At 57.9% G+C, this 22,063-nt stretch carries 20 protein-coding genes; 10 read left to right on the forward strand and 10 right to left on the reverse strand.

The window, feature by feature from the left end; all coding sequences use genetic code 11:
* Position 1: 1 nt before the first annotated feature.
* Together rpsP and ffh are read right to left on the reverse strand one after the other, a co-directional pair.
* Complete coding sequence (gene rpsP, locus J122_RS10695) at positions 2 to 241, reverse strand: 30S ribosomal protein S16 (RefSeq protein WP_058091782.1); 240 nt, start codon at positions 239 to 241, stop codon at positions 2 to 4.
* Between the two features lie 165 nt (positions 242 to 406).
* On the reverse strand, positions 407 to 1,795 hold the full coding sequence (gene ffh, locus J122_RS10700; protein ID WP_061332297.1) for a signal recognition particle protein: 1,389 nt from the start codon (positions 1,793 to 1,795) through the stop codon (positions 407 to 409).
* Positions 1,796 to 1,954: 159 nt separating this feature from the next.
* On the opposite strand from ffh, the gene J122_RS10705 reads away from it, so the two are divergent.
* From J122_RS10705 to J122_RS10720, 4 genes are all read left to right on the forward strand, one after another.
* Positions 1,955 to 2,761 carry an inner membrane protein YpjD gene (locus J122_RS10705; RefSeq protein WP_061332298.1) on the forward strand — a complete coding sequence of 269 codons (807 nt, stop codon included), beginning with the start codon at positions 1,955 to 1,957 and terminating at the stop codon, positions 2,759 to 2,761.
* Positions 2,762 to 2,836: 75 nt separating this feature from the next.
* Entirely contained in the window at positions 2,837 to 4,138 is a 1,302-nt protein-coding gene (locus J122_RS10710) for an HlyC/CorC family transporter (RefSeq protein ID WP_061332299.1), read from the forward strand.
* A 161-nt stretch (positions 4,139 to 4,299) separates the two neighbouring features.
* Positions 4,300 to 6,513 (forward strand): DUF1631 domain-containing protein, encoded by a 2,214-nt coding sequence (locus J122_RS10715; RefSeq protein ID WP_061332300.1) that lies wholly within the window; start codon positions 4,300 to 4,302, stop codon positions 6,511 to 6,513.
* A 71-nt stretch (positions 6,514 to 6,584) separates the two neighbouring features.
* Positions 6,585 to 7,277, forward strand: coding sequence for a TonB family protein (locus J122_RS10720; RefSeq protein ID WP_197463840.1), 693 nt, complete (start codon positions 6,585 to 6,587; stop codon positions 7,275 to 7,277).
* Between the two features lie 6 nt (positions 7,278 to 7,283).
* Here the strand turns inward: J122_RS10720 and grxD are convergent, their stop codons facing one another.
* A complete protein-coding gene (gene grxD / locus J122_RS10725) occupies positions 7,284 to 7,610 on the reverse strand; it encodes a Grx4 family monothiol glutaredoxin (protein WP_061332302.1) in 327 nt (108 codons plus the stop codon).
* Between the two features lie 210 nt (positions 7,611 to 7,820).
* Between grxD and argF the strand changes: the two genes are divergently transcribed.
* Positions 7,821 to 8,735 (forward strand): ornithine carbamoyltransferase, encoded by a 915-nt coding sequence (gene argF, locus J122_RS10730; protein ID WP_061332303.1) that lies wholly within the window; start codon positions 7,821 to 7,823, stop codon positions 8,733 to 8,735.
* Positions 8,736 to 8,738: 3 nt separating this feature from the next.
* On the forward strand, positions 8,739 to 9,812 hold the full coding sequence (locus tag J122_RS10735) for an ABC transporter ATP-binding protein (protein WP_061332304.1): 1,074 nt from the start codon (positions 8,739 to 8,741) through the stop codon (positions 9,810 to 9,812).
* A 9-nt stretch (positions 9,813 to 9,821) separates the two neighbouring features.
* On the opposite strand, the gene glpK is transcribed toward J122_RS10735, so the two are convergent.
* From glpK to J122_RS10750, 3 genes are all read right to left on the reverse strand, one after another.
* Positions 9,822 to 11,303, reverse strand: a complete 1,482-nt coding sequence (glpK, locus tag J122_RS10740) for a glycerol kinase GlpK (RefSeq protein ID WP_061332305.1) — start codon at positions 11,301 to 11,303, stop codon at positions 9,822 to 9,824.
* 258 nt (positions 11,304 to 11,561) lie between these two features.
* Complete coding sequence (locus J122_RS10745; RefSeq protein ID WP_061332306.1) at positions 11,562 to 13,136, reverse strand: ATP-binding protein; 1,575 nt, start codon at positions 13,134 to 13,136, stop codon at positions 11,562 to 11,564.
* A gap of 58 nt (positions 13,137 to 13,194) precedes the next feature.
* Positions 13,195 to 13,929: a response regulator gene (locus J122_RS10750; RefSeq protein WP_058091771.1), complete on the reverse strand. Its 735-nt coding sequence runs from the start codon at positions 13,927 to 13,929 to the stop codon at positions 13,195 to 13,197.
* Positions 13,930 to 14,170: 241 nt separating this feature from the next.
* On the opposite strand from J122_RS10750, the gene J122_RS10755 reads away from it, so the two are divergent.
* Both J122_RS10755 and J122_RS10760 read left to right on the forward strand, forming a co-directional pair.
* Entirely contained in the window at positions 14,171 to 14,932 is a 762-nt protein-coding gene (locus J122_RS10755; RefSeq protein ID WP_061332336.1) for a GNAT family N-acetyltransferase, read from the forward strand.
* A gap of 17 nt (positions 14,933 to 14,949) precedes the next feature.
* Positions 14,950 to 15,765 carry a lysophospholipid acyltransferase family protein gene (locus tag J122_RS10760; RefSeq protein ID WP_061332307.1) on the forward strand — a complete coding sequence of 272 codons (816 nt, stop codon included), beginning with the start codon at positions 14,950 to 14,952 and terminating at the stop codon, positions 15,763 to 15,765.
* On the opposite strand, the gene J122_RS10765 is transcribed toward J122_RS10760, so the two are convergent.
* From J122_RS10765 to J122_RS10780, 4 genes are all read right to left on the reverse strand, one after another.
* A complete protein-coding gene (locus tag J122_RS10765) occupies positions 15,725 to 16,201 on the reverse strand; it encodes an FKBP-type peptidyl-prolyl cis-trans isomerase (protein WP_058091769.1) in 477 nt (158 codons plus the stop codon). The genes J122_RS10760 and J122_RS10765 overlap by 41 nt on opposite strands.
* On the reverse strand, positions 16,188 to 18,413 hold the full coding sequence (locus tag J122_RS10770; protein ID WP_061332308.1) for an acetyl-CoA hydrolase/transferase C-terminal domain-containing protein: 2,226 nt from the start codon (positions 18,411 to 18,413) through the stop codon (positions 16,188 to 16,190). The genes J122_RS10765 and J122_RS10770 overlap by 14 nt, the downstream gene beginning before the upstream one ends.
* A 145-nt stretch (positions 18,414 to 18,558) precedes the next feature.
* Positions 18,559 to 18,894, reverse strand: a complete 336-nt coding sequence (locus tag J122_RS10775) for a hypothetical protein (protein WP_061332309.1) — start codon at positions 18,892 to 18,894, stop codon at positions 18,559 to 18,561.
* Between the two features lie 223 nt (positions 18,895 to 19,117).
* Complete coding sequence (locus J122_RS10780) at positions 19,118 to 20,155, reverse strand: NADP(H)-dependent aldo-keto reductase (protein ID WP_061332310.1); 1,038 nt, start codon at positions 20,153 to 20,155, stop codon at positions 19,118 to 19,120.
* A gap of 86 nt (positions 20,156 to 20,241) precedes the next feature.
* On the opposite strand from J122_RS10780, the gene J122_RS10785 reads away from it, so the two are divergent.
* Together J122_RS10785 and J122_RS10790 are read left to right on the forward strand one after the other, a co-directional pair.
* On the forward strand, positions 20,242 to 21,489 hold the full coding sequence (locus tag J122_RS10785) for a glycosyltransferase family 4 protein (RefSeq protein WP_061332311.1): 1,248 nt from the start codon (positions 20,242 to 20,244) through the stop codon (positions 21,487 to 21,489).
* A complete protein-coding gene (locus J122_RS10790; RefSeq protein ID WP_061332312.1) occupies positions 21,455 to 22,018 on the forward strand; it encodes a phosphatase PAP2 family protein in 564 nt (187 codons plus the stop codon). Before J122_RS10785 ends, J122_RS10790 begins: the two co-directional genes overlap by 35 nt.
* Positions 22,019 to 22,063 lie beyond the last annotated feature (45 nt).

The raw sequence follows: 22,063 nt of genomic DNA on the forward strand, positions 1-22,063 counted from the left end.
ATTAACCAGCAGTTTTAAGCAGCTGGGCAACGCGATCGCTTGCCTGGGCGCCCTGGCCCAGCCAGAAATCAACGCGCTCACGATTTACACGCAGACGCTCTTCCTGGCCGCGGGCAACCGGGTTAAAGAAACCAACACGCTCAATGAAACGGCCGTCACGGGAGTTACGGCTGTCAGTGACTGTCAGATGGTAGAACGGGCGCTTCTTGGAGCCGCCACGAGCCAAACGGATTGTTACCATTTCGACCAATATCCTGTTCTGTTGTACGAACTTTGTACGATTCTCACCATGCCGACTGGCGGCTGACGAGAAGACCCATACTCGAAAGGGGCGCTATTCTATGCCAAAAAAGCGCCAATGAAAACAGGGAAACGCTCGGTTTCCCCATTTTATATGTAAGGCTTTTTACATACGGCCGAACGGGGGCATGCCACCACCACCGCCGCCGGGCGGCATCATACCACCAAGACCACGCATCATGTTGGCCATTCCGCCTTTCTTGCCAAATTTCTTCATCATCTTCTGCATCTGCTTGTGCTGCTTCAGCAGTCGATTCACATCCTGTATCTGGGTGCCGGAGCCGGCGGCAATGCGGCGTTTGCGGGAGTTGTTGATCACATCCGGGTAACGGCGCTCCTTGGGCGTCATGGAGCAGATGATGGCTTCCATCTGGCCAACCGACTTGTCATTGACCTGCTGCTGCGCCATCTGGGCCATCTGCCCCATGCCAGGCAACTTGTCCAGCAGGCCGCCAATGCCACCCATGTTCTTCATCTGCTGGAGCTGGTCGCGAAAATCCTCCAGATCAAACCCCTTACCCTTCTTGATCTTTTTGGTAAGTTTCTCGGCCTTCTGTTTATCCAGCTTGCGCTCGGCCTCCTCAATAAGGGAAAGCACATCCCCCATACCCAGAATGCGGGAAGCAACACGGTCCGGATAAAACGGCTCCAGAGCATCAGATTTCTCGCCAACACCCAGGAACTTGATCGGCTTGCCAGTTATATGGCGCACGGACAGCGCCGCACCACCCCGGGCATCGCCATCGGTCTTGGTCAGTACCACACCGGTCAGCGGCAGGGCATCGTTGAACGCCTTGGCGGTATTCGCGGCATCCTGACCGGTCATGGCATCAACCACGAACAGGGTTTCTACCGGGCTCACGGCCTTATGCAGCCGCCCGATCTCGCCCATCATCTGCTCGTCTACGTGCAGGCGACCGGCGGTATCGAGAATGACCACATCAATATGCTTGCGCCGCGCCGCCTCTATGGCACCGTTCGCAATATCCACTGGGTCCTGCTCGGTGGTGCTGGGAAAAAACTCGACACCCACCTCACCGGCCAGGGTCTCCAGCTGCCGGATGGCCGCCGGCCGATAGATATCGGCACTGACCACCAGCACGGATTTTTTCTGACGCTCTTTAAGGAAGCGGGAGAGCTTGGCGACCGTCGTGGTTTTACCAGCCCCCTGCAAGCCAGCCATCATGATCACCGCCGGCGGCCGGGTAGACAGGTTGAGGGATTCATTGCCCTCGCCCATCACACGCTCCAGCTCCTGCTGGACAACCTTTACAAACACCTGGCCCGGCGTGAGGCTGCGCTGGACTTCCTGACCAATAGCGCGCTGCCGGACACCTTCGATGAAATCCTTGACTACCGGCAGCGCGACGTCCGCTTCCAGCAGCGCCATACGAACTTCGCGAAGCGTGTCTTTGATGTTGTCGTCGGTCAGGCGTGCCTGGCCGGAGATCTTGCGCAAGCTACCGGATAGCCGGTCCTGGAGGTTCTCAAACATGTTGCTCTTCCGTACCCCGGAGAAATTGTTCACACAAATCAAGAAGCCAGCCCGGGCTGCTTGATTCCTGTTGCATAATCGCGACATTATACCCAGACTACGGAGCCTCTGAACAACTCCGTGCCCGCTTTCATTACAAGGCAACACACTAAGGATGTCATGGGAACGCTGATTCTCGCGGTTACCGCACTCTTTCTTTACAGCGTTGGAACCGCCCTGCAGGCGCTGCATTTCAGGGGGCGGGTACAGAGTAATCTGGCCATCACCACCCTGATTGGCATCCTGGCACTGATTGCCCATGGCCTGCTGATTGCCCAGACCGTGCACATGGATGGTGGCTTCGATTTGAGCTTCTTCAAAAGTTCCGTGCTCATATCCTGGCTGATCGTGTTTCTGTTGTTGGGGCTCAACCTGACCAAGCCGGTCGCAAGCCTGTTCCTCGGAGCCTACCCTATCGCAGCACTGACGATTGTCATGGCGCTGATCACCCACACCCCCTCCCGCCTTGTGCCAGACCAGAGCTATGGCATGCTGTCGCACATCGCCCTATCAGTGACCGCCTACAGCCTGTTCACCCTGGCCGCCATTCAGGCGGTGCTGCTGTATTTCCAGAACCGGCAGCTCAAGCACAACTACAACAGCCTGCTGGTCCGCAACCTGCCACCGCTGCAAACCATGGAGTCCCTGCTGTTTGAAATGGTCTGGGCGGGCGTTGTTCTGCTGGTGCTGGCCATTGTGACTGGCGCAGTCTTTATCGAAGACCTGTTCGCCCAGGACCTGGCCCACAAAACGCTGTTTTCCATGCTCTCGCTTATGGTGTTTATTGGCCTGCTGGTAGGCCGGTACACCAAAGGGTGGCGGGGAATGACGGCCAGCCGCTGGACTCTGGCCGGGTGCGCCTTGCTCATGCTGGCATTCTACGGCAGCAAATTCGTACTGGAACTGCTGTTCCAGAGAGGCGGCTGACCACCTGAATCGCTTGACACCACAAACCAATTCACCCTATTTTCCACTCTTGTCGTCAATATAAGGGCTTTTCTTTTGAACGAAACATCGCTGACGGCGCTGTTCATTCTTCTTGTCTGCCTGATTATCCTTTCAGGCTTCTTTTCCAGCTCAGAGACGGGAATGATGTCCCTCAACCGGTACCGCCTGAAACACATGGCGAAAACCGGCCACAAAGGTGCGCTCCGGGCGCAGAAACTCCTGAACAGGACCGACCAGCTGATTGGCGTCATCCTGATCGGCAACAATTTCGTGAACATCTTCGCCTCGGCCATCGCCACAGTGATCGCCATCCGGATCTGGGGTGATGCCGGCATCGCGATAGCCACCGTTCTGCTCACCATCGTTATCCTGATCTTTGCCGAAGTTACCCCGAAAACATTGGCCGCCCTGTTCCCGGAGAAAATTGCTTTTCCTGCCAGCTTCGTGCTCAGGCCGTTACTAAGGATCCTCTACCCACTGGTGTGGTCCGTCAACCTGTTCACCACCGGCATTTTGCGCGTGCTCGGCGTATCTTCAGCCCAGGCCACGGAGGATCACCTGAGCCGCGAGGAACTCAGAACTGTCGTCAATGAAGCCGGCGCGCTGATTCCCGCCAAACACAAAGATATGCTGGTTAGCATACTGGATCTGGAAAAAGTCACGGTGAACGACATAATGGTGCCCCGCAATGAAGTAGCGGGTATCGACCTGGACGACGACACGGACACTATCGTCCGCCAACTTAGAAGCAGTCAGCACACCCGGCTCCCTGTATTCAAGGGCGATATCAACAATATTCAGGGCATCCTTCATATGCGCAGCGCCGCAAAGCTGCTGCAAGAGCCGGAAATCAACAAAGCTATGGTGATGCAGCTAAGCCAGGAGCCCTATTTCATTCCGGAAAGCACTCCCCTGAATACCCAGCTTCTCAATTTCCAGAAGGGCCGGCGCCGCTTTGGCATCGTGGTGGATGAATACGGAGAGGTTCTGGGCCTGGCGACACTGGAAGACATCCTTGAAGAAATTGTGGGCGAGTTCACCACCGATTACTCCGCCACTTCACAAGACATCATTCCACAGGATAACGGCACCTATATCATCGACGGCGGCACAGCGGTCAGATCCATCAACAAGACCCTGGGCTGGAAACTGCCCACCGACGGACCAAAAACCCTGAACGGCCTGATCACCGAAACCCTGGAAAACATTCCGGAAACCAACGTCTGCCTCAAAGTGGGTGGCCATCGGGTGGAGGTGCTACAGATCAAGGACAACGTGGTGAAAGCGGCGATTGTGCACCCCAAACGCCTCGGCAAACGCTCCCGGCCGGCCCTTGAGCCGAGACCGGCTCGATGAATCAAACACGGCCGAAAAGGCCGGCTTTTTGAATGACGTCCCAGGTTAGCGTTTATTCATGTTAATCCGACCAAAAATGCGCTAAATTTAACCAATAATTTAGAATAGAAGAAGAGCAAGCTCGGTCATGTATCCGGTTGAGGCGTAAACAGGAGTCGGCCATGAACAAGCAGTCCGGCATACATTACCTCCGCGAACACCGGGAAGCAGCCAGCTCCCGGCCGGTTCCTGCGGAGGTAACCCGTATCCGTGACACGGTTGTCGCGGGATTGGGAGATTTGCTGCAAGGGGCTTTTGACGCTGTCGATGATTCACTCTTCGAACTGGCGAATAATGCCCGTAGTAACAACGAGCAGAACCGGTACTTTGAAGCGATGCGGGAAATCCGCATAAAGCGCAAAGGGGTTGAACGGCATTTCCAGAACGCCGTTGCCCAGTTCTTTGCCAACCCACCCCACGCCGGACAGCTGCAAACGCCGGACGCCACCCAGCAGGCAAGTGCAGACACCCTGTCTCTGGTCGGCAATGATGACCTGGAAGAACAGGTTGCCCTGAATGCCATGATCACCAAGGCCAAGGCGCACTTCCAGGGGCCCCTGATTCAGCTGCAGGCAAGATTCACCGAAGTGTACCCGGACGCCACTGAAGAGGTGCCGGTTAACCCAATGGCACCGGAACACCTGTGCAGCGCGTTCACCGAGGCCATCCAGGCGCTGGAGATCCAGATTCGGGAGCGGCTGATCGTTCTCAAGCAGTTTGATCGCTACGTGGTGTCCAACCTGGGCATGCTGCTGGATGAAGCCAACCGAATACTGATTCAGGCCGGCGTCATCCCCAACTTCCGATTCCACGGCAAGGCTGGCCAACAGCAAAAAGCCTCAGGCAAGCCAGCCCAGGGCGAAGCGCCCAAGACCGGAGGCGGTGAGGCTGCCGCTTACGAGCAGAGACCTGAAGACACCGCCCTGTTTGATCAGATTCGCCAGATGCTGGCGCTGCAGAGGGCCAATTCAGGCCTGCCTCCACGTAGCGCGGACCCGGCCCTGCGGGTAGTCGGAGGACCTGAACTGGCAGATATGCTCAATTCCCTGCCTAGCTACGACAACCTTCAGGACAGCGAAGATCTAAGCACCGGCAAACCGGTGGAACTGGATCTCCGGCAGATCGTGCAGCAATTGCTGGCAAGAGCCGAAGGCCAGGATGGACGCAAGCCAGCACTGAATGAAGTAGACGAAGACCTGATCAACCTGGTCTCCATGCTGTTCGAGTTCATACTGGATGACTACAACCTGTCTGCTCCGGTACAGGTACTGATCAGCCGGCTGCAGATTCCGATATTGAAAGTGGTCATCAAGGACAAAAGCTTTTTCAGCAAGGCTACCCACCCGGCCCGCAAACTGCTCAACTCCCTTGCCCGCGCCGGTATTGGCTGGAGCTCCAGTGATGAAAAAGCCAGAGACAAGCTCTATGGCCAGATTCATAACGTCGTGCAGCGAATTCTCAACGAGTTTGACGGCGATGTCGCCCTGTTTGAAACCCTGAACCAGGAGTTCGAACAGTTCCTGGAGCGCGAAAACCGCAAGGCGTCTCTGGTGGAACAACGTACCCGGGAGTCTGAACGGGGCCGCATCAAGTCCCAGAAGGCCCAGGAAGCGGTCGACCGGCTGATCAAAGAAAAAGTCTCCCGATACCGCCTGCCCGAGCCGGTTCACGATATTCTGATTAATGGCTGGAGCCGGGTCATGTTTCTCGCCTACCTGCGTGACGACACCGAGCACCGCTGGCACGAGACGGCCCGGGTGGTGGACGACCTGATCTGGTGCCTGCATCCCCACGAGGAAGACGAAGAACGAGATCAATGGGTCCGGGTTGTCCCTGCCTTACTCAAGACACTCCGGGCCGGGCTGGAGGAAGTGTCTTACAACGCTTCTCGTCTGGACCAGATGATGGGGCAGCTTAAGCACCAACTGGCGGAAGCCTTCCGCACCAATGCGGCCATCGAGGCACGCCAGGACAGCCCTGAAGAGATCGAAGAAGAAGCGCCCACCGTGCATCAGACCGCCGTTGAGCGCCAGCAGGAACTGGAAGATGCTGCCATTGCGGAGTATGTAGCGAAGCTGGATGACATCGAGATCGGCAACTGGGTCGAGTTCAAGCTGGTCAACGGTACCAGCTTCCGATGTAAACTGTCTGCGGTTATCGAAGAGGCCGATTGTTTCGTGTTCGTCAATCGCATGGGCCTGAAGGTGATCGAGAAAACCAGGGTGGAACTGGCCCACGAAATGCGCCGGGGCCGCCTGACGCTTCTGGAACAGGGCGCCCTGATTGACCGTGCCTTGAATGCCGTCGTGGGCAACCTGCGCACCAAAACCGCCTGATTGCGATGTCAGAGCCAGGCCTTCGACCTCCGTCGATCCCGGCGTCCTATCGGCTGGTTCTGGCCATATCCTTGGCCCTGACAGTGCACACCTTGCTACTGGCCGGGTTTCCCTCACCCCTGAGGGAAGCCCGGGAGTTCAGTCATCGCCTGGTGTTTACCCTCCAGTCCCCGGCCTCCGAAACCAGCACCGCATCCAGCCCCAACGCCGCTGAACCACAACTCCCGAGGCATCCGGATTTTACCGTTGAGGCCCCTGAGCAAATAACGACCGACTCAGCAAACCGACCCGTTGCCGAGCCTGGCTCGACGCAAACCGCACAGCCCAGCCCAGAGCCAGCAGCCAGAACCGAATCCAGCCGACCCCGCTCACAACAGCAACCTGCCAGCCCTGAATCGGCGGCCTCCACACCGTCAACCTCAACCACCACAGATGAGCCGGAAGCGATTCAGCGGATAGCTCTGTCGCCGTCAGAGCAGGACCCATACCTGATTCTGCTGGCCACCCATCTGGCAGAACAATTGGAGCGGCAGCGGGTGCCTGCGATTGCGGGCCTGCAGGAGACACTCACCATGGAACTGGAACTCAGGCTTCTCGACAATGGCGCCCTCACCCGGGCACGGGTTGTGGCGTCGACAGGCATTCAGGGGATTGATGATGCAGCGTATCGTGCAGCGCTCGCTGCCAGCCCCTATCCGGAGCCAAAAGGAGAAGAGCGGGACCGCTTCGAGGTAAAGCTGGTGTTCACCCCGAAGCGCCGCTAAAAAAACTCAGGCTTCGGCTTGCTTGACCGCGTCTTTAACCGCCTTGGCCAGCTCACCGCTCTCGGACATTTCCAGAACGATGTCACAACCGCCCACCAGCTCACCACCAATGTAGAGCTGCGGGTAAGTCGGCCAGCTTGAATAAACTTTGAGGGCTTCGCGCAGCTCCTGATTGTCCAGAATGTTCACGAACGCAAACCGCTCACCGCACGCCATCAGAGCCTGAACGGTACGGGCGGAGAAACCGCACTGTGGTGCCTGCGGAGTGCCCTTCATGTAAAGAATGACCGGGTTCTCTTCGAGCTGGCTCTTGATGGTTTCATTGATATCCATGAACTCATACCTCTGGTTGAAATCAGGTTTACCGTTACACGGCACTTAACCGCTATTGTACACGGCGGGTCGATTAGCCACCAAACCGATGTGTTTGACCCAGAGCAACCACCCCACCCCCGGCGTTGTTTTACGGGTTGTGAAGGGCTAGACTTGATGCCCTTTTCAGATGCAAACCGTACAGCAGTTTCCTTGAAACAGGGGCCTTTCATGGCGGCAAGACATTTTCTGACCCTGAACGACATGACAACCAGTGAGCTGGAACAGCTCCTTGATCATGCGTCCAGGCTTCGTAAAGAGTGGCATGCGGGTAAAACCCGGGATTCCCTGAAAAACCGGGTATTGGCGATGATCTTTGAAAAGTCGTCCACCCGCACACGGGTTTCCTTTGAAGCGGGCATGACCCAGCTCGGTGGCACCGCCATGTTCCTGTCACCCCGGGACACCCAGCTTGGCCGGGGCGAGCCCATTGAGGACTCTGCCATCGTGATATCCAGCATGGTGGATGCGGTGATGATCCGGACCTTTGCCCACGAAACCGTTGAGCGCTTTGCCTCGGCTTCCAGCAAGCCGGTGATCAACGCCTTGACCGACGAATTCCACCCGTGCCAACTGCTGGCGGATATGCAAACCTATCGTGAACATCGCGGCAGCATCCGCGGAGCTACCGTTGCCTGGATTGGTGATGGCAACAATATGTGCCACTCCTACATCAACGCGGCGGCCCAGTTCGATTTTCATCTGAACGTGGCTTGCCCGGAAGGGTATGAACCAGACAGCAACCTGCTGAAAGCCCACAGTGATCGCGTAACCGTGGTGCGCACACCGGAAGACGCTGCAAAGGGTGCCAACCTGTTGGTCACCGATGTCTGGGCCTCCATGGGCCAGGAAGACGAGCAAAAGGCCCGAGAGAAAGCCTTTCAGGACTACCAGATCAACCCGGCACTGATGTCTGTGGCCGCCAAGGATGCCCTGTTCATGCACTGCCTGCCTGCCCACCGTGGCGAGGAGATTTCCGCCGACATGATGGAACACCCGGGTTCAGTGGTGTGGCATGAAGCGGAAAACCGCCTGCACGCCCAGAAGGCCCTACTCGAGTTCCTCATTCTCAATCGCCTGGACTGATCCATGCCTGAATCTTTGCTGCCACCGGCCGACTGGCTGCTGGAAGTCAACAACCTGTCCTGCGGCTATGGCGGCGACTCTGTCGTTAAAGACGTCAGCTTCGCCCTGAGCCACGGCGACATCGGGTGCCTGCTCGGCCCCAGTGGCTGTGGCAAAAGCACCATTCTCAGAGCCCTGGCCGGTTTCTTGCCTTTAAACAGCGGGGAAATCCAGCTCCAGTCCCAGGCAATCAGCCTTCCCGGGCGCACCCTGGCTCCCGAAAAGCGGCGTATCGGCATGGTGTTTCAGGATTACGCGTTGTTCCCGCACCTGACCATCGCCGATAACGTCGGGTTTGGCCTGAGGAACATGAACAAGGCCGAACGCCGCCAGAAAGTTATGGAACTGCTCAACCTGGTTCACCTACAGGACCTGGCAAACAACTACCCCCATGAGCTATCCGGCGGCCAGCAACAGCGGGTTGCCCTGGCCAGGGCATTGGCGCCAGAGCCAACGCTTATTCTGCTCGATGAGCCGTTCTCGAACCTGGATACCGACCTTCGTCGCCGGCTGAGCCTGGATGTACGGGATATCCTGAAAACACTCGGCATCAGCGCTATCCTGGTCACCCATGACCAACAGGAAGCGTTTGCCATGTGCGATCAGGTGGCGGTACTCAAAGACGGCACCCTGCAGCAATGGGACGTACCCTACAACCTGTATCACGAACCCGCCAACCGCTTCGTAGCCAGCTTTGTTGGCCAGGGCGGCTTCATTCCCGGTACCGCCCTGGGGCCGGACACCATTGAATCCGAACTGGGCGTTATCCACGGCAACCGGGCCTATAAATGGAAGCCGGGCACGTTACTGGACGTTCTGATTCGCCCGGACGACATCGTCTACGATGAGCACTCCGACCTGAAACCCAAAGTGGTGGAGAAAACCTTCGCAGGCACTTCAACCCTGTATCGGTTCCGGTGCTCAGAAGATACCGAATTCGAGGCCCTGTTCCGAAGCCACCTGGACTTCCACATGGGCGAACACGTGCCGGTGCGTGTCGAAGCCGATCACCTGATTGCCTTCGAACGCACCAGTTGAGAGTGCGGGTCAGTTGTTGCAGACCCGCTCGACTGCATCCAGCCAGCCTGCATACAGCGATTCCCGAAGCGCCGGCTTCATATCCGGCCGGAATTGCCGCTCGCACTCCCACATATCGGAAATCTGCTCCAGGCTTTCGAACACCCCGGTCTGTAGTCCTGCCAGATACGCCGCGCCCAGGGCGGTGGTTTCTGTTACCTTTGGCCGATCAACAGTCACGTTCAGAATGTCACAGAGAAACTGCATTACCCAGTCGTTTACCGCCATGCCGCCATCTACCCGGATCGACTCCAGGCGCGCGCCATCGTTGCGAATGGCCCTCACCAGGTCCTTGGTCTGGTAACACACCGACTGCAGTCCAGCGGTGACAATCTCAGCAATACCGGTATCACGAGTAAGTCCCAAGATGGCGCCCCTGGCATTCGGGTCCCAGTGGGGAGCCCCCAACCCGGTGAACGCCGGCACCAGATAAACCGGGTTATCCACACCCACCGTTTCGGCATGGCCTGCCGACTCGCTGGCGTGGGTAATCAGGCGCAAACCGTCCCTGAGCCATTGCATGGCGGCGCCAGCAACAAAAATACTGCCTTCGATGGCATAGCATGGTTTACCGTTTAGCCGGTAAGCCATGGTGGTCAGTAACCGGTTTTCCGAACGCAGGGCTTGGTCACCGGTATTAAGCATTAAAAAACAGCCCGTTCCGTAGGTGCTCTTGGCCATACCAGGCTCAAAACAGGCCTGGCCGATCAGCGCAGCATGCTGATCACCGGCAATGCCCGCCACCTTGACCGGTGCCCCAAGCCAATCCGCGTGGGTATCGCCATATTCATCGGCACAGTCGAGCACTTCTGGCAACAACGCTTTGGGCACCCGAAAAAGCGCCAGCAGGTCATCGTCCCAGTCCTGGTTATGGATATTGAACAGGGCCGTTCGTGATGCGTTGGTGGCATCGGTGTAATGGGACTGACCATTGGTCAGGTTCCACAACAACCAGGTATCGACGGTACCAAACGCCAGCTCACCGGCTTCAGCTCGCTTGCGGGCACCCTCCACATTGTCCAGCAACCAGGCAACCTTGGTGGCAGAAAAATAGGGATCAATCAGCAGGCCCGTGCGTTCAACCACCAGGGCCTCATGGCCATCCGACTTGAGCTTGGTGCACAACGAAGCGGTACGGCGATCCTGCCAGACAATGGCATGGTGGATCGGCTCGCCGGTCTCACGGTCCCATACAACCGTCGTTTCCCGTTGATTGGTAATCCCGATGCCGGCCAGGTCAGACGCCTGGACACCGGCTTTTTCCAAAGCCTCGCGACACACCGCCAGGGTGCTGTCCCATATCTCCACGGCGTCATGTTCAACCCAGCCGTCTCGGGGAAAATACTGGTGAAACTCCTGTTGGGCGACCGCCACCTGCGTACCCCTGGCATCGAAAACGATGGCCCGGGAGCTGGTGGTACCCTGATCAATGGCAAGCAAATAGCGGGACATTCAGATCTCCTTTTTTCAGGAGAGTCTACCAGCCCGAGAACATTCCGAGTGTGAATAACCACCATTGGCGGGAAATTTTGCATAAAAAAAGGGCCGGATAAATCCGGCCCTCAAATGACGAATGAAACAAGGAAAGTTCGTAAGAACTACAACCTCAAAAGTCATCCCTTACGCTGTCTATTCTTACTCCGGGAGCCGCCGTATTCAGTAGTTATTCTGTAGAGCTTTGTTACATCAGGTGAGGTCGTGAGCACTGGCTCACAAAATGGCGTCATCCGGCTTACGCCTTGGCCAGACCAGGCTGAATCGCGCGCCTCCAAGGTCGTCACTGCGCCCGACAAATGCCTGGCCGCCATGCCAGTAAAGAATGCGCCGTACGATAGACAACCCCAGGCCATAGCCACCCGAGGTCCTGGTGCGGCTGTCATCCAGCCGGGCAAAGGCGGTGAACACCTTCTCCCAGTCCTGCTCGGGGATCCCCGGGCCGTCGTCTTCCACGTCAACCCGGCAGTTGTCCTCGTCAAGATGGCAGTTCACCAGCACCCGGCCAGCAGCATACCGGCCTGCATTACCCACCAGATTCTGGATAGCCCGGTGGATGTACCTGGGCTCCACATCCGACAGGGCCCAACGCTCGGATTCCTCATCTATACGACACTCAATCCGGATCTCCGGGCGGATCATCTGCTGTTCAGAAACCACTTGCCGAACAAGGTCGGTTACCGAGTCCTCACGCAAGCTGAACACCGGCCCACCCTGCTCCAGGCGGGCGTAGGTCAGTATTTCATCAATCAGCTCATCGAGTTCCTGGATATCACCATCGATACCGTCCAGTTGCTTCTCGAGAACTTCCGGGCTGCTTCCGGATTCGATCATCTGGACACCAAAGCGAATTCGGGCTACCGGGGTGCGCAATTCGTGGGAAACGGCGTGGATCATTTCCCGCTGAACCTGAACCAGCCGCTGTATGTGCTCCGCCATACTGTTAAACGAACAGGCAAGCCGCGACACCAGTGTGCCATCCTCAGACTCCACCCGGGCGCCCATTTCGCCACGGCCAATACGCACCGCCACAGATTCCACCTTCCTGAGATGGCCATCGACAAACCTCATGGCCAGGAACAGTGCGGCCGCCAGCACCGAGCCCACCACGATGCCAAGCAGGACAATCATTGGCCAGGCCCAGGGATTGAACGGTGACGGCATGCGAACAACAACCAGATCACCTTCCTCAAGGCGCAGCAGCACTTGGGTGTTTCGGGTGCCCTGCTCATTGAAAACCACCAGCCCCGTGTTGGCGATGTCTTCAATAACGTCCTGATTGGGCAGCGCCTGCAGGTCCTGTACCGGTTCAACACGCACGCCCAGGGCCTCCGCCAGTTGCACGGCAACATCGGCCCGCTGCTCAGGGTTCACCGTTTCCAGATGCCATCGAACCACCAGGGCAACTGCCTGGGCCATTTCCCGGTATGGTTGCTCAAGGCGCAGGCTGACGAGGCCACCCTCGAAAGAGCGAACCAGATAACGAAACCCAACATCGGTACGCTGCGCCACCACCTGCCCATACCCCAGCCGCTCGATGGCCACTTTGTCCAGGTCGAACTGTTCCGGCGGGCCAGAGCGCAGATCGAACAGGGACGGCATCCAGTGATACTGCCTTGTGGGCGCGGGCGTCGCCGCCAACCAGCGCATCAAGGGGTCCGCGAAACGTTCATGCCAGAACTGATGACGAACGGAGTTGATACCGTTGAACAGAAGAACACACAGCAGAATCACCAGCGCGGTGACACCGGCCAGGCGAGCATAGACTGTCAGGAAAAATTTCAGGGACATTGGGCCTACCCTGGTAACACGGCCTGCCCACCAGGGAGGGCAGGCCGCGGAATAACGGTCAGGCTTCTTTTACGAACAGGTAGCCTTTACTGCGCACCGTTTTTATTCGACGAGGGTGAATGGGATCATCTCCGATTTTCGGCCTGATACGGGACACCCGAACATCAATGGAGCGGTCCTGGCCGTCGTACTCGATACCACGCAAGGCGGTAAAGATCTCTTCACGGCTGAGCACCCGACCGGCATTACTGGCCAGCAGCCAAAGCAGGTCAAATTCTGCGCTGGTCAGGTCAATGCTTTCTTCACTGAGCCAGGCCTCCCGCATGGAGCGATCAACCACCAGGTCGTTGAACTGCAAGCGCACAGGCTCCTCACCACCTTCTTCCGGATTACCGGCAGGGGCGGTTTCCATCCGCCGGAGCATGGCCCGGATTCGGGCCAGCAGAACCCTTGGCTGCACCGGCTTGCCGATGTAATCATCAGCCCCCATTTCCAGACCAAGCACCTGATCCAGGTCGTCGGTTCTGGCAGTGAGCATGATGATGGGGCCAGAATAGAAGGGCCTGACTCGACGGCAGATCGACAGGCCGTCTTCGCCCGGCAACATGAGATCCAGCACAACAAGATCTGGCTGCTCATTACGGATTCGTTCAACTGCGGCTCCACCGTGAGTTTCCAGGGAGACTGTCAGCCCGTTGTTTTCGAGGTACTCGCGGGTAAGGTCCGCAAGCCGTTCATCGTCCTCTACGATCAGGATTCGCCAACTCTCGTTTGTCTGTTCCACGCCATCCATCTCTGTTTTTTTATTCCGGTTTTTGGGGTCGTCCACCCGACAATACAGGCAACGTACCGTTACAGCAATTATACATGCTATTCAGAAATATACATGGAACGGTCATAGGGTTACAGCCTGTGACACAAATCCGGTTTGTGGCAGATCCCGGCCATTGTCATACAGACGTCACCGGCAGTTCACCTCACTGTCACAGGAGCTTCATAGCCTTGGCTTGTGATTGAAACAAGAGGCCAAGGCCATGACAGCACAAATCGCCCGTTCCCAGCCGCGCCGTGGGCGCCAGCTGAAAACCACCCTGACACGGTGCCCACAACTCATCGAAACCGCCCAACGACTGCGTTACAGGGTTTTCTCCGAGGAGTATGGCAGTGATCTGGGCGCCACCACGCCGGGTATAGATGCCGATGCCTACGACGCCCTTTGCGACCACCTGATCGTTACCGATGCCGGCACCGGTGAAGTGGTTGCAACCACTCGCATCCTGCATCAGAGCGACGTGCCTTCGGTTGGCGGCTTCTATTCATCAGGCGAGTTCGATCTGAGCAACCTGGGTAAATTGCCGGGCACCCTTGCGGAACTGGGCAGGACCTGCGTTCATCCCGATTACCGCAATGGCGGCACCATCACCCTTTTGTGGGCAGCCCTGGCAGAATATCTGGATAGCCGGAACGTGGACTATCTGATTGGCTGCGCCAGTATCAGCATGGCCGATGGCGGCATGAAAGCCTGGCGGATAGCACGGCACCTGCAGAATGAATACCTTGCCGCGCCTGCATTCCGGGTAACCCCACTCCGGGCCCTGCCACACCTGACCCGCGCCGAACACGAACACAGCGATGACGTGCCAGCCCTGATTCGCGCCTACATGCGCCTTGGCGCAAGGGTCTGTGGAGAACCCTGCTGGGACCCGGACTTCCGCTGCGCGGACCTGCTGGTGGTTCTGGAAGTCAGCAAACTGACCGCCAGGTATAGCCGGCATTTCATGGGGCGCACTGCCTGAAGGCAAAGGAGCAGCAGATGGGGTGGATACGATTACTAATCCGGCTTACCGGGTTCCTGGTGTTTCTGGCAGGCACCTGCGCCCTGGCCATCACCCTGAAACTGGTCGACCTGTTCCGGCGACAACCTGTCGACCGTTCACCCTGGGCCGCTTTCTGCTTCCGTCGGGCCTGCCAGTGCCTCGGGTTCCGTATCCGGGTGCACGGCCAGCCCACGGAAGCCCACGCACTCTACGTTGCCAACCACATAAGCTGGTCTGACATTCCCATATTGGGGTGCATAACGCCGTTGAGGTTCCTGTCCAAGGCTGAGGTGGGCAACTGGCCAATTATCGGCTGGCTCGCAAGGCAAGCCGGCACCTTGTTCATCCAGCGCGGAAGCGGCCAGGCCAGGCGAATAAAATCGGAGATCAGCCGATGCCTGAATACCGGCGAGTCTGTCCTGGTGTTTCCGGAAGGCACCACCAGCTCGGGACTGGCAGTGCTGCCGATCCACGGTTTTTTGCTGGCCGCCGCCCGCGACGCCAACACACCTATCCAGCCAATAACCATCGGTTACCGCAGAGCACATCGTCCGGATCCGATCGCCCCGTTCATCGGTGACGACAGTTTCCATACCCACCTGATCCGGCTGCTCAGGCAACCGCCGACCCAGGTGGATGTGGTGATTCACCCGGCCATAGACCCGGCCCGCTCGGAATCGAGTAACGCCCTGACCGCTTTAATCCATCAGCAGATCAGTGCCGGTTTGAAGCATATTCACGCAGGCGAATTCGAGGCCACGCCCACCGGCCTCAGAACAGCGGGCGCCCCTGGGCTACCTCGTCTTCCGTAGCCTCTCTGCGACCGACGATCTCCAGGTCAAAATACAGGGTAAAGCCAGCCAGCGGATGGTTGGCATCTACCTTCACCAGGTTGCCATCGATGGACACCACCTGCACCACCTGGGCCTGGTCGCCGGAGTTGGTCTGGAACTTCATACCAACCTGCAGGTTCTCCACACCTTCAAAAAGCGAGCGGGGCACTTTGCGGACCAGGTCTTCGCGGTAGTCTCCGTAGGCCATTTCAGGGGGGATCGTGACTTCGAGACAATCGCCCACCCGGCGGTCTTTCACCGCTTCCTGGATGCCCGCGATGATTTCCGGGGTGCCGTACAGGAAATGCAGTGGCTCACTGCCTTCCGAGGTATCCACCAGCTCACCTATACGGTTCTTGAGCACGTAATGGACAGTGAATACTTCGGGCTTTAGTTGCGGCTTATCGGCTTGCATCAGCTTGTTTTGTTTCCTGTTTCTTTACGGGTTCGAGTTTTTGCAGGCCATGGATTACCAGCTTCCGGTCCAGCTTTTCCCGGAATCCTGACGGCTTTTTCAAACCCATTCGATCAAGCAGGGCGTCATAGCGCCCTTCTTCGTCGTCCGCCTTAAGGGCCTGCCAGATGGTCGCCAGTTTACCACGGGGAGTAGCCGTTGCGGCTTTCAGCCCCTTAAGGGCTTTCCCTAACTTCAATTCCTCGTCGGTGAAATCCTTGCCAAACGGGAAGGCCGGGAACCAGTCGCCTTCCCCCCCGGCCTTCAGGGCCCGGGCGACTTTCTCAGGGGTATTCTGGCGCCAGTGTGCTGGAAGTTTGAAGTCCGCTTTTACCTTGCCCGCTTTCTTGGCCTGCGCCAGCAATGACTCCTGGAATCGGGAGTCGGCAATCCGGATCAGTCTGAGGAACACTTGTTCATCGGACTGCCCGCGAAGGTCCGCGATGCCGTATTCGGTAATCACGATGTCCCTCAGGTGTCTTGGGATGGTGCAGTGGGCATAGTTGAATACAATGTTCGAGACGGTCTTACCACCGGAGACCCGCGTGGCCCTCAGGGCCAGGATGGAGCGAGCCCCCGGCAACTCATGGGCCATGGCCACAAAGTTGTACTGGCCGCCAACACCACTCACCACACGGCCATCCGCCAGCCCGTCCGACACCGCCGAACCGTTGAGGGTGTACATCATCGCCGAATTGATAAACCGTCCATGGACCCGCTGTGCCACCTTGAGCTTCTGATCACCAAAGCGATGGTCATACAGGTGGTTGATAAAATTAACGCTGGTCATGCAGATCTTGTCGCGCTGGTCGTCTGAAAGCTCTCTCAGGGCCTGATAGAACTTCTCCGGGCCAACGTAGAAACCACCGTGCATGGCAATCCCACCAGCCAGCCTGTCACCCAGCGCCAATGCCTCGAGCGCCTTGCGGGTGTCGGCATTGGATAGATCTGCCTCAACCGACACCTCCTCATTGAGTCGTATCCTTCCGCCCTTGAACTCAACATGGTCGCGCAGCACCCCGTGCCGGACCAGCCAGTTCACATCCCGCGCCCGCAATGGTGAGGCAATCAGGCCTGCGTTGTGCAAAACGTCCAGGGCCTCCAGGCTCGGGGTCTCGGTCAGTTCACCCCGGTTGATCAGGTTCTGCAATTCCGGATGATTGTAGACTTCGCGCTTGAGAATACCTTCCTGAAGCAGGTAGACAAAACCGTCCACCATCATTTCGCTGCACCCATACAGTCCCTGTTCAAAAGGTTCTGTACCACCATACTCCTGCACCACCGGAAACTGATCCTGCACCTGCAGGTGGTCGAACACGGCTTTCCAGGCGTCATTATGTTTGTGTCTGATGATGGCGCTGTGCACCAGGGCGGCGCCAAGAGACCCGATCCCCACCTGCAGGGTGCCGCCATCCTTCAGCAAGCTGCTAGCGTAAAACCCGATCAGGTGGTCCGCCGGGCTCACCGCCATCTGGGGCGCGGAGAATAACGGATAGTCGGAGGCCCGGTGAGACAGGATCACGTCAAACTGGCTGGCTTCAACCTCGGCGTGATGCCCGAACCACGGCAGGTGGTGATTGAGCTCTGCCACCATGGCCACCGGAGTGCCAGCGGCTTCCCGTTCCCGAAGCAGCGGCAGGATGTCCAGGGTCAAATCCGGATTACAACTGAAGCTTAGGTGTCCTGGCTGACCATGATCTTCACCAGGCGACATCAACTGGCCCAGCACATTGACCCCCTGCGCCATCAGATCCCGGACGGCGTGGGTATAGTTGGTGCAAACGTAGTGGCGCTGTTGGCTCTGATTGTTGAGATAACTGCCAGCCTTGAAGAAGAATTCCGAGACAGTCACGTTGTCTGGCAACCGGTTCCGATTGACGTCTCGCGCGTAGTCCAGCTCAGGAATGTTGCCATAAAGGCGCTTGGTAAAAGGCCCCAGAAAACGCTTCTCCAGCGACGATGCGCCCTCGGGAGCCAGCAACGACAACGCAGTGACTATATGCAGCTGGATTTCCGGATCATCCTTGGCGCGCTGGTAAAGGGCATTCGCAAAGCGAACTGGCTTACCAAGACCGAGAGGCAACCCCAGCGTAATGCGCTTGCCTACCCGTTCGATTACCCGGTCCACGCACGCATTCGCGTCGTCGTAATAGACTCCGTTCTGTTCTGCCATCACCAGCTCTCCACTGTTTGAGAATCGCAACGGGGTCGATGATCACACGACAGAATGAAGCTGACAATGCGTCAGGTCATGAGATTGGCTGATTGGTGGGAGTAACGTGGGAAGATACGGGTAAAACAGGGGCCTTGAAGGTGGTTCAGAAGCGCCAGCGCAGGTTAAGGGCCGCACCTTCGTTCAACAGACCAATGCCATGGTCAGGCTGCGCGGGGTCAGATGCGTAGATCTTGTGCTGCGCGCGGCGACTCAATCCGATACTCAACAAACGCGACCCAATAGCCGCAAAGGCATCCATGTGGTCGTCTTCGTAGTCTCCAGACATCCATTCCTGAAGCTCATAGATTTCCTCGGCCGACACCATGTCATCACGCTCAGCCATCATACGATCGGCCAGAATAGGCTCAGCGGCTTCGGCGCGCACTACGAACGCGACGAAGTTGAGGGCCAGCAGGGCGATAAACAGACGAATGATCATGATGACAACACGCACCCGGAAAAATGATTTCGGAACATTAACGCTTCAGTACCAAAGTCTAATGATTGTTCCTGAAAATGGTGTGACTTTGTACACAAATGCGCCAGCAGCCCGACGCAAATTGGTCACTTTTTTGTCAACAAATGATCACTTATATTGCAATCTGTAACCGCCCTGCCCCGAGAAACCGGAAACAGGGCAACCTCACCGTGGGCTACCCCACTCAGGGACAGGGGTAGGTAAACTCATCATGAATAGCCTCCACCGCCGCCACCAGGTCGGGGCTTAGCCGGATATCTGCAGACCCGACATTTTCCTTCAACTGGTCCATGGTGGTTGCACCGATAATGTTACTGGTCACAAACTCGCGGCTATTCACCCAGGCCAGCGCCAACTGCGCCGGGGTCAGCCCATGGTGATGGGCCAGCTCCACGTAGGCACGGGTTGCATCAGCAGCCCGCTCCCCAGTGTATCGGCTGAAGCGTTCGTAAAGCGTCAAGCGGGCCTTTTCTGGCCATTTTCCGCCCAGATACTTACCTGTCAGCATACCGAACGCAAGGGGTGAATAGGCCAACAAGCCGGTGCTTTCCCGGTGGGCAAACTCCGCCAGGCCCAGCTCGAAAGACCGATTCAGGAGGCTGTAGGGGTTCTGGATGGAAGCCACCCTGGGCCACTGTTTCTCGCGAGCGAGGCGCAGGTATTCCATGGTCCCCCACGGCGTTTCGTTGGACAGGCCAATGTGGCGCACCTTGCCCTCTTTGACCAGCTCATCGAGGGCGCCCAGAGTTTCCTCGATGGGGGTCGAGGTTTCGTCCGGGTTACGCTGATACCCCAGCTTGCCGAAGAAATTTGCACTGCGGTCTGGCCAGTGCACCTGGTAAAGGTCGATGTAATCGGTTTGCAGGCGCGCCAGACTGCTCTCACAGGCTTCGCGAATATGCTCCCGGGTCAGTCTCGGGCCGCCGCGCAGATAACTCAAACCATTGCCCGGTCCGGCCACCTTGGTGGCAATCACCAGATCCTCCCGGCGCCCTCTTCGGGCAAGCCAGTTGCCCAGATAGGTCTCGGTCAGGCCCTGAGTTTCCGCCCGTGGCGGCACCGGGTACATCTCGGCCACGTCGATGAAGTTGATACCCGCCCCGATGGCGTATTCCAGTTGTTCAAACGCTTCCTGCTCGGTGTTCTGCTCCCCCCAGGTCATGGTTCCCAGGCAGATCAGACTGACATCGATGTCGGTTTGTCCAAGTTTTCGCGTTTGCATGAGATCTCCTCGTGCACATAGAAGACGTAAAGGGAATGTCACAAAGTTGTCGCATGGCTGTCATGCCGGATTTCCATAGTAGAAGCATGACAGCGACATATTCAGGACGCACCGTGACCAACCCCAAGCTGACTGACCGGCGCCCGCAACACATTACCATTGTTTCGGAGACGTTTCCGCCGGAAATCAACGGCGTGGCCAACACCTTGAAGCACCTGTGCCAGGGGTTGATGCAACGGGGGCACAAGATCACGGTGGTGAGGCCAAAGCAGGCCCATGAGCAGAAAGGGTTGTTTGAAAGCACCGGTGACGGCCTCTTTACCCGTGAGCTGGTGGTCACCGGCCTGCCCCTGCCCGGATACAGCGATCTGCAGTTTGGCGTGTCGCGCCCGGCCACCCTGAAAAAACTCTGGCAAAGCCAACGACCAGACGCCATCTACGTTGCCACCCAGGGACCGCTGGGCGTAGCGGCGGTATCCGCCGCCCGAAATCTTGGCATCCCGGTGTCGTCCGGCTTTCACACCAATTTCCATAGCTACTCCCGTTACTACGGTGCCGGCGGTCTGGAACGATTACTCTGCGCCTATGGCCGCTGGTTCCACAACCGGACCGCCATCACTCTGGTACCAACCCGCAAAATGCAAGCGGTTACGCAAGCCATGGGCATCCACCCGACTGGCCTGTGGAGCCGCGGCGTGGACTGCCATCGCTTCACTCCCCACAAGCGTGACCACGACCTGCGCGCCCGCTGGGGGCTGACCAACAGTGACCGGGCAGTACTCTACGTGGGCCGACTGGCCGCCGAGAAGAACCTGCGCATGGCGGTCGCCTGTTTTGAACGGATCCGGGGCCTCCATCCCAATGCCCGCTTCATTCTTGTGGGAGACGGCCCAATGCGCAAACAACTGGCGGAACGCCACCCGGAATACATTTTCTGCGGCACCCAGCGCGGAGAGGATCTGGCCAGGCACTATGCTTCGGGCGACCTGTTCCTGTTTCCAAGCAAAACCGACACCTTTGGCAACGTGGTCCTTGAAGCCATGGCCAGCGGGCTCGGAGTGGTCGCCTTTGACGACGCGGCGGCCGCTGAACACCTTCGCCACGAAGAAAATGGTCTGAAAGCAGAGCTGTCGGAGGACGAAGCCTTTATCAACCACGCACTGCGACTGGCTGACCAACCCACCCTTCTGAGCCGGGTTCGCGCCCAGGCCCGCCTGGATGCGCTGGATCTGAGCTGGAACAGCCAGATTGAACAATTTGAACACCTGGTACTCAACCAACCGGCACAGGCCCGATACCATGGCATCAACAAACAAGGCATCTCGCTTCTTTGACCTGGCAGACCAGCGCGAGTATGCGCTGTGCCAGGCCATCAACCGTGCGGTCAGGTTCCGGCCTGTACTGAGCTATTTCCGGGTCGTCAGCCGACTTGGCGACGGCTGGTTCTGGTATGCACTGATCCTCGCCCTGCCGCTGCTGGCTCCGGAACAGGGGTTGGGGCTGGCGGTGCTGATGGCCTTTACCGGACTCACCTGCACCCTCACCTACAAAGGCCTGAAACACAAACTTATCCGGGAGCGCCCGTTTATCTCGTTTCCGGCCATCAATTGCGGCACACCACCGCTGGATCGATACAGCTTCCCTTCCGGGCACACCCTGCATGCAGCCTGTTTCCAGGCCATGCTGTTCGTCGCCATGCCAGTGGCCGCCTGGTATGTTCTGCCCTTCACCCTATCGGTAGCCGCCTCCCGGGTGGTTCTGGGCCTGCACTACCCGAGCGATGTTGCCGCGGGGGCTGTCATCGGCGCAGGCATGGGCTGGGTGTCAGTACTGATGTTCGGAGCGACCTTCGCCACGCTTTAGTGTCCCTGAGAATCTGGTCTAAACTGGTTCCGAAGCCTTATTGCC

This window comes from Marinobacter excellens LAMA 842, from assembly GCF_001574445.1.
In the GTDB taxonomy this organism is placed as follows: domain Bacteria; phylum Pseudomonadota; class Gammaproteobacteria; order Pseudomonadales; family Oleiphilaceae; genus Marinobacter; species Marinobacter shengliensis.

Bases quoted from the DNA above. Each gene is read 5' to 3' on its own strand.
- J122_RS10750 (WP_058091771.1), bottom strand. From the start codon at position 13,929: ATGGATGGCGTGGAACAGACAAACGAGAGTTGGCGAATCCTGATCGTA.
- J122_RS10705 (WP_061332298.1), top strand. From the start codon at position 1,955: ATGGGAACGCTGATTCTCGCGGTTACCGCACTCTTTCTTTACAGCGTT.
- J122_RS10745 (WP_061332306.1), bottom strand. From the start codon at position 13,136: ATGTCCCTGAAATTTTTCCTGACAGTCTATGCTCGCCTGGCCGGTGTC.
- glpK (WP_061332305.1), bottom strand. From the start codon at position 11,303: ATGTCCCGCTATTTGCTTGCCATTGATCAGGGTACCACCAGCTCCCGG.
- J122_RS10770 (WP_061332308.1), bottom strand. From the start codon at position 18,413: ATGGCAGAACAGAACGGAGTCTATTACGACGACGCGAATGCGTGCGTG.
- J122_RS10735 (WP_061332304.1), top strand. From the start codon at position 8,739: ATGCCTGAATCTTTGCTGCCACCGGCCGACTGGCTGCTGGAAGTCAAC.
- grxD (WP_061332302.1), bottom strand. From the start codon at position 7,610: ATGGATATCAATGAAACCATCAAGAGCCAGCTCGAAGAGAACCCGGTC.
- J122_RS10765 (WP_058091769.1), bottom strand. From the start codon at position 16,201: ATGCAAGCCGATAAGCCGCAACTAAAGCCCGAAGTATTCACTGTCCAT.
- rpsP (WP_058091782.1), bottom strand. From the start codon at position 241: ATGGTAACAATCCGTTTGGCTCGTGGCGGCTCCAAGAAGCGCCCGTTC.
- J122_RS10790 (WP_061332312.1), top strand. From the start codon at position 21,455: ATGGCATCAACAAACAAGGCATCTCGCTTCTTTGACCTGGCAGACCAG.
- J122_RS10775 (WP_061332309.1), bottom strand. From the start codon at position 18,894: ATGATCATTCGTCTGTTTATCGCCCTGCTGGCCCTCAACTTCGTCGCG.
- argF (WP_061332303.1), top strand. From the start codon at position 7,821: ATGGCGGCAAGACATTTTCTGACCCTGAACGACATGACAACCAGTGAG.
- J122_RS10780 (WP_061332310.1), bottom strand. From the start codon at position 20,155: ATGCAAACGCGAAAACTTGGACAAACCGACATCGATGTCAGTCTGATC.
- J122_RS10785 (WP_061332311.1), top strand. From the start codon at position 20,242: ATGACAGCGACATATTCAGGACGCACCGTGACCAACCCCAAGCTGACT.
- ffh (WP_061332297.1), bottom strand. From the start codon at position 1,795: ATGTTTGAGAACCTCCAGGACCGGCTATCCGGTAGCTTGCGCAAGATC.
- J122_RS10760 (WP_061332307.1), top strand. From the start codon at position 14,950: ATGGGGTGGATACGATTACTAATCCGGCTTACCGGGTTCCTGGTGTTT.
- J122_RS10715 (WP_061332300.1), top strand. From the start codon at position 4,300: ATGAACAAGCAGTCCGGCATACATTACCTCCGCGAACACCGGGAAGCA.
- J122_RS10755 (WP_061332336.1), top strand. From the start codon at position 14,171: ATGACAGCACAAATCGCCCGTTCCCAGCCGCGCCGTGGGCGCCAGCTG.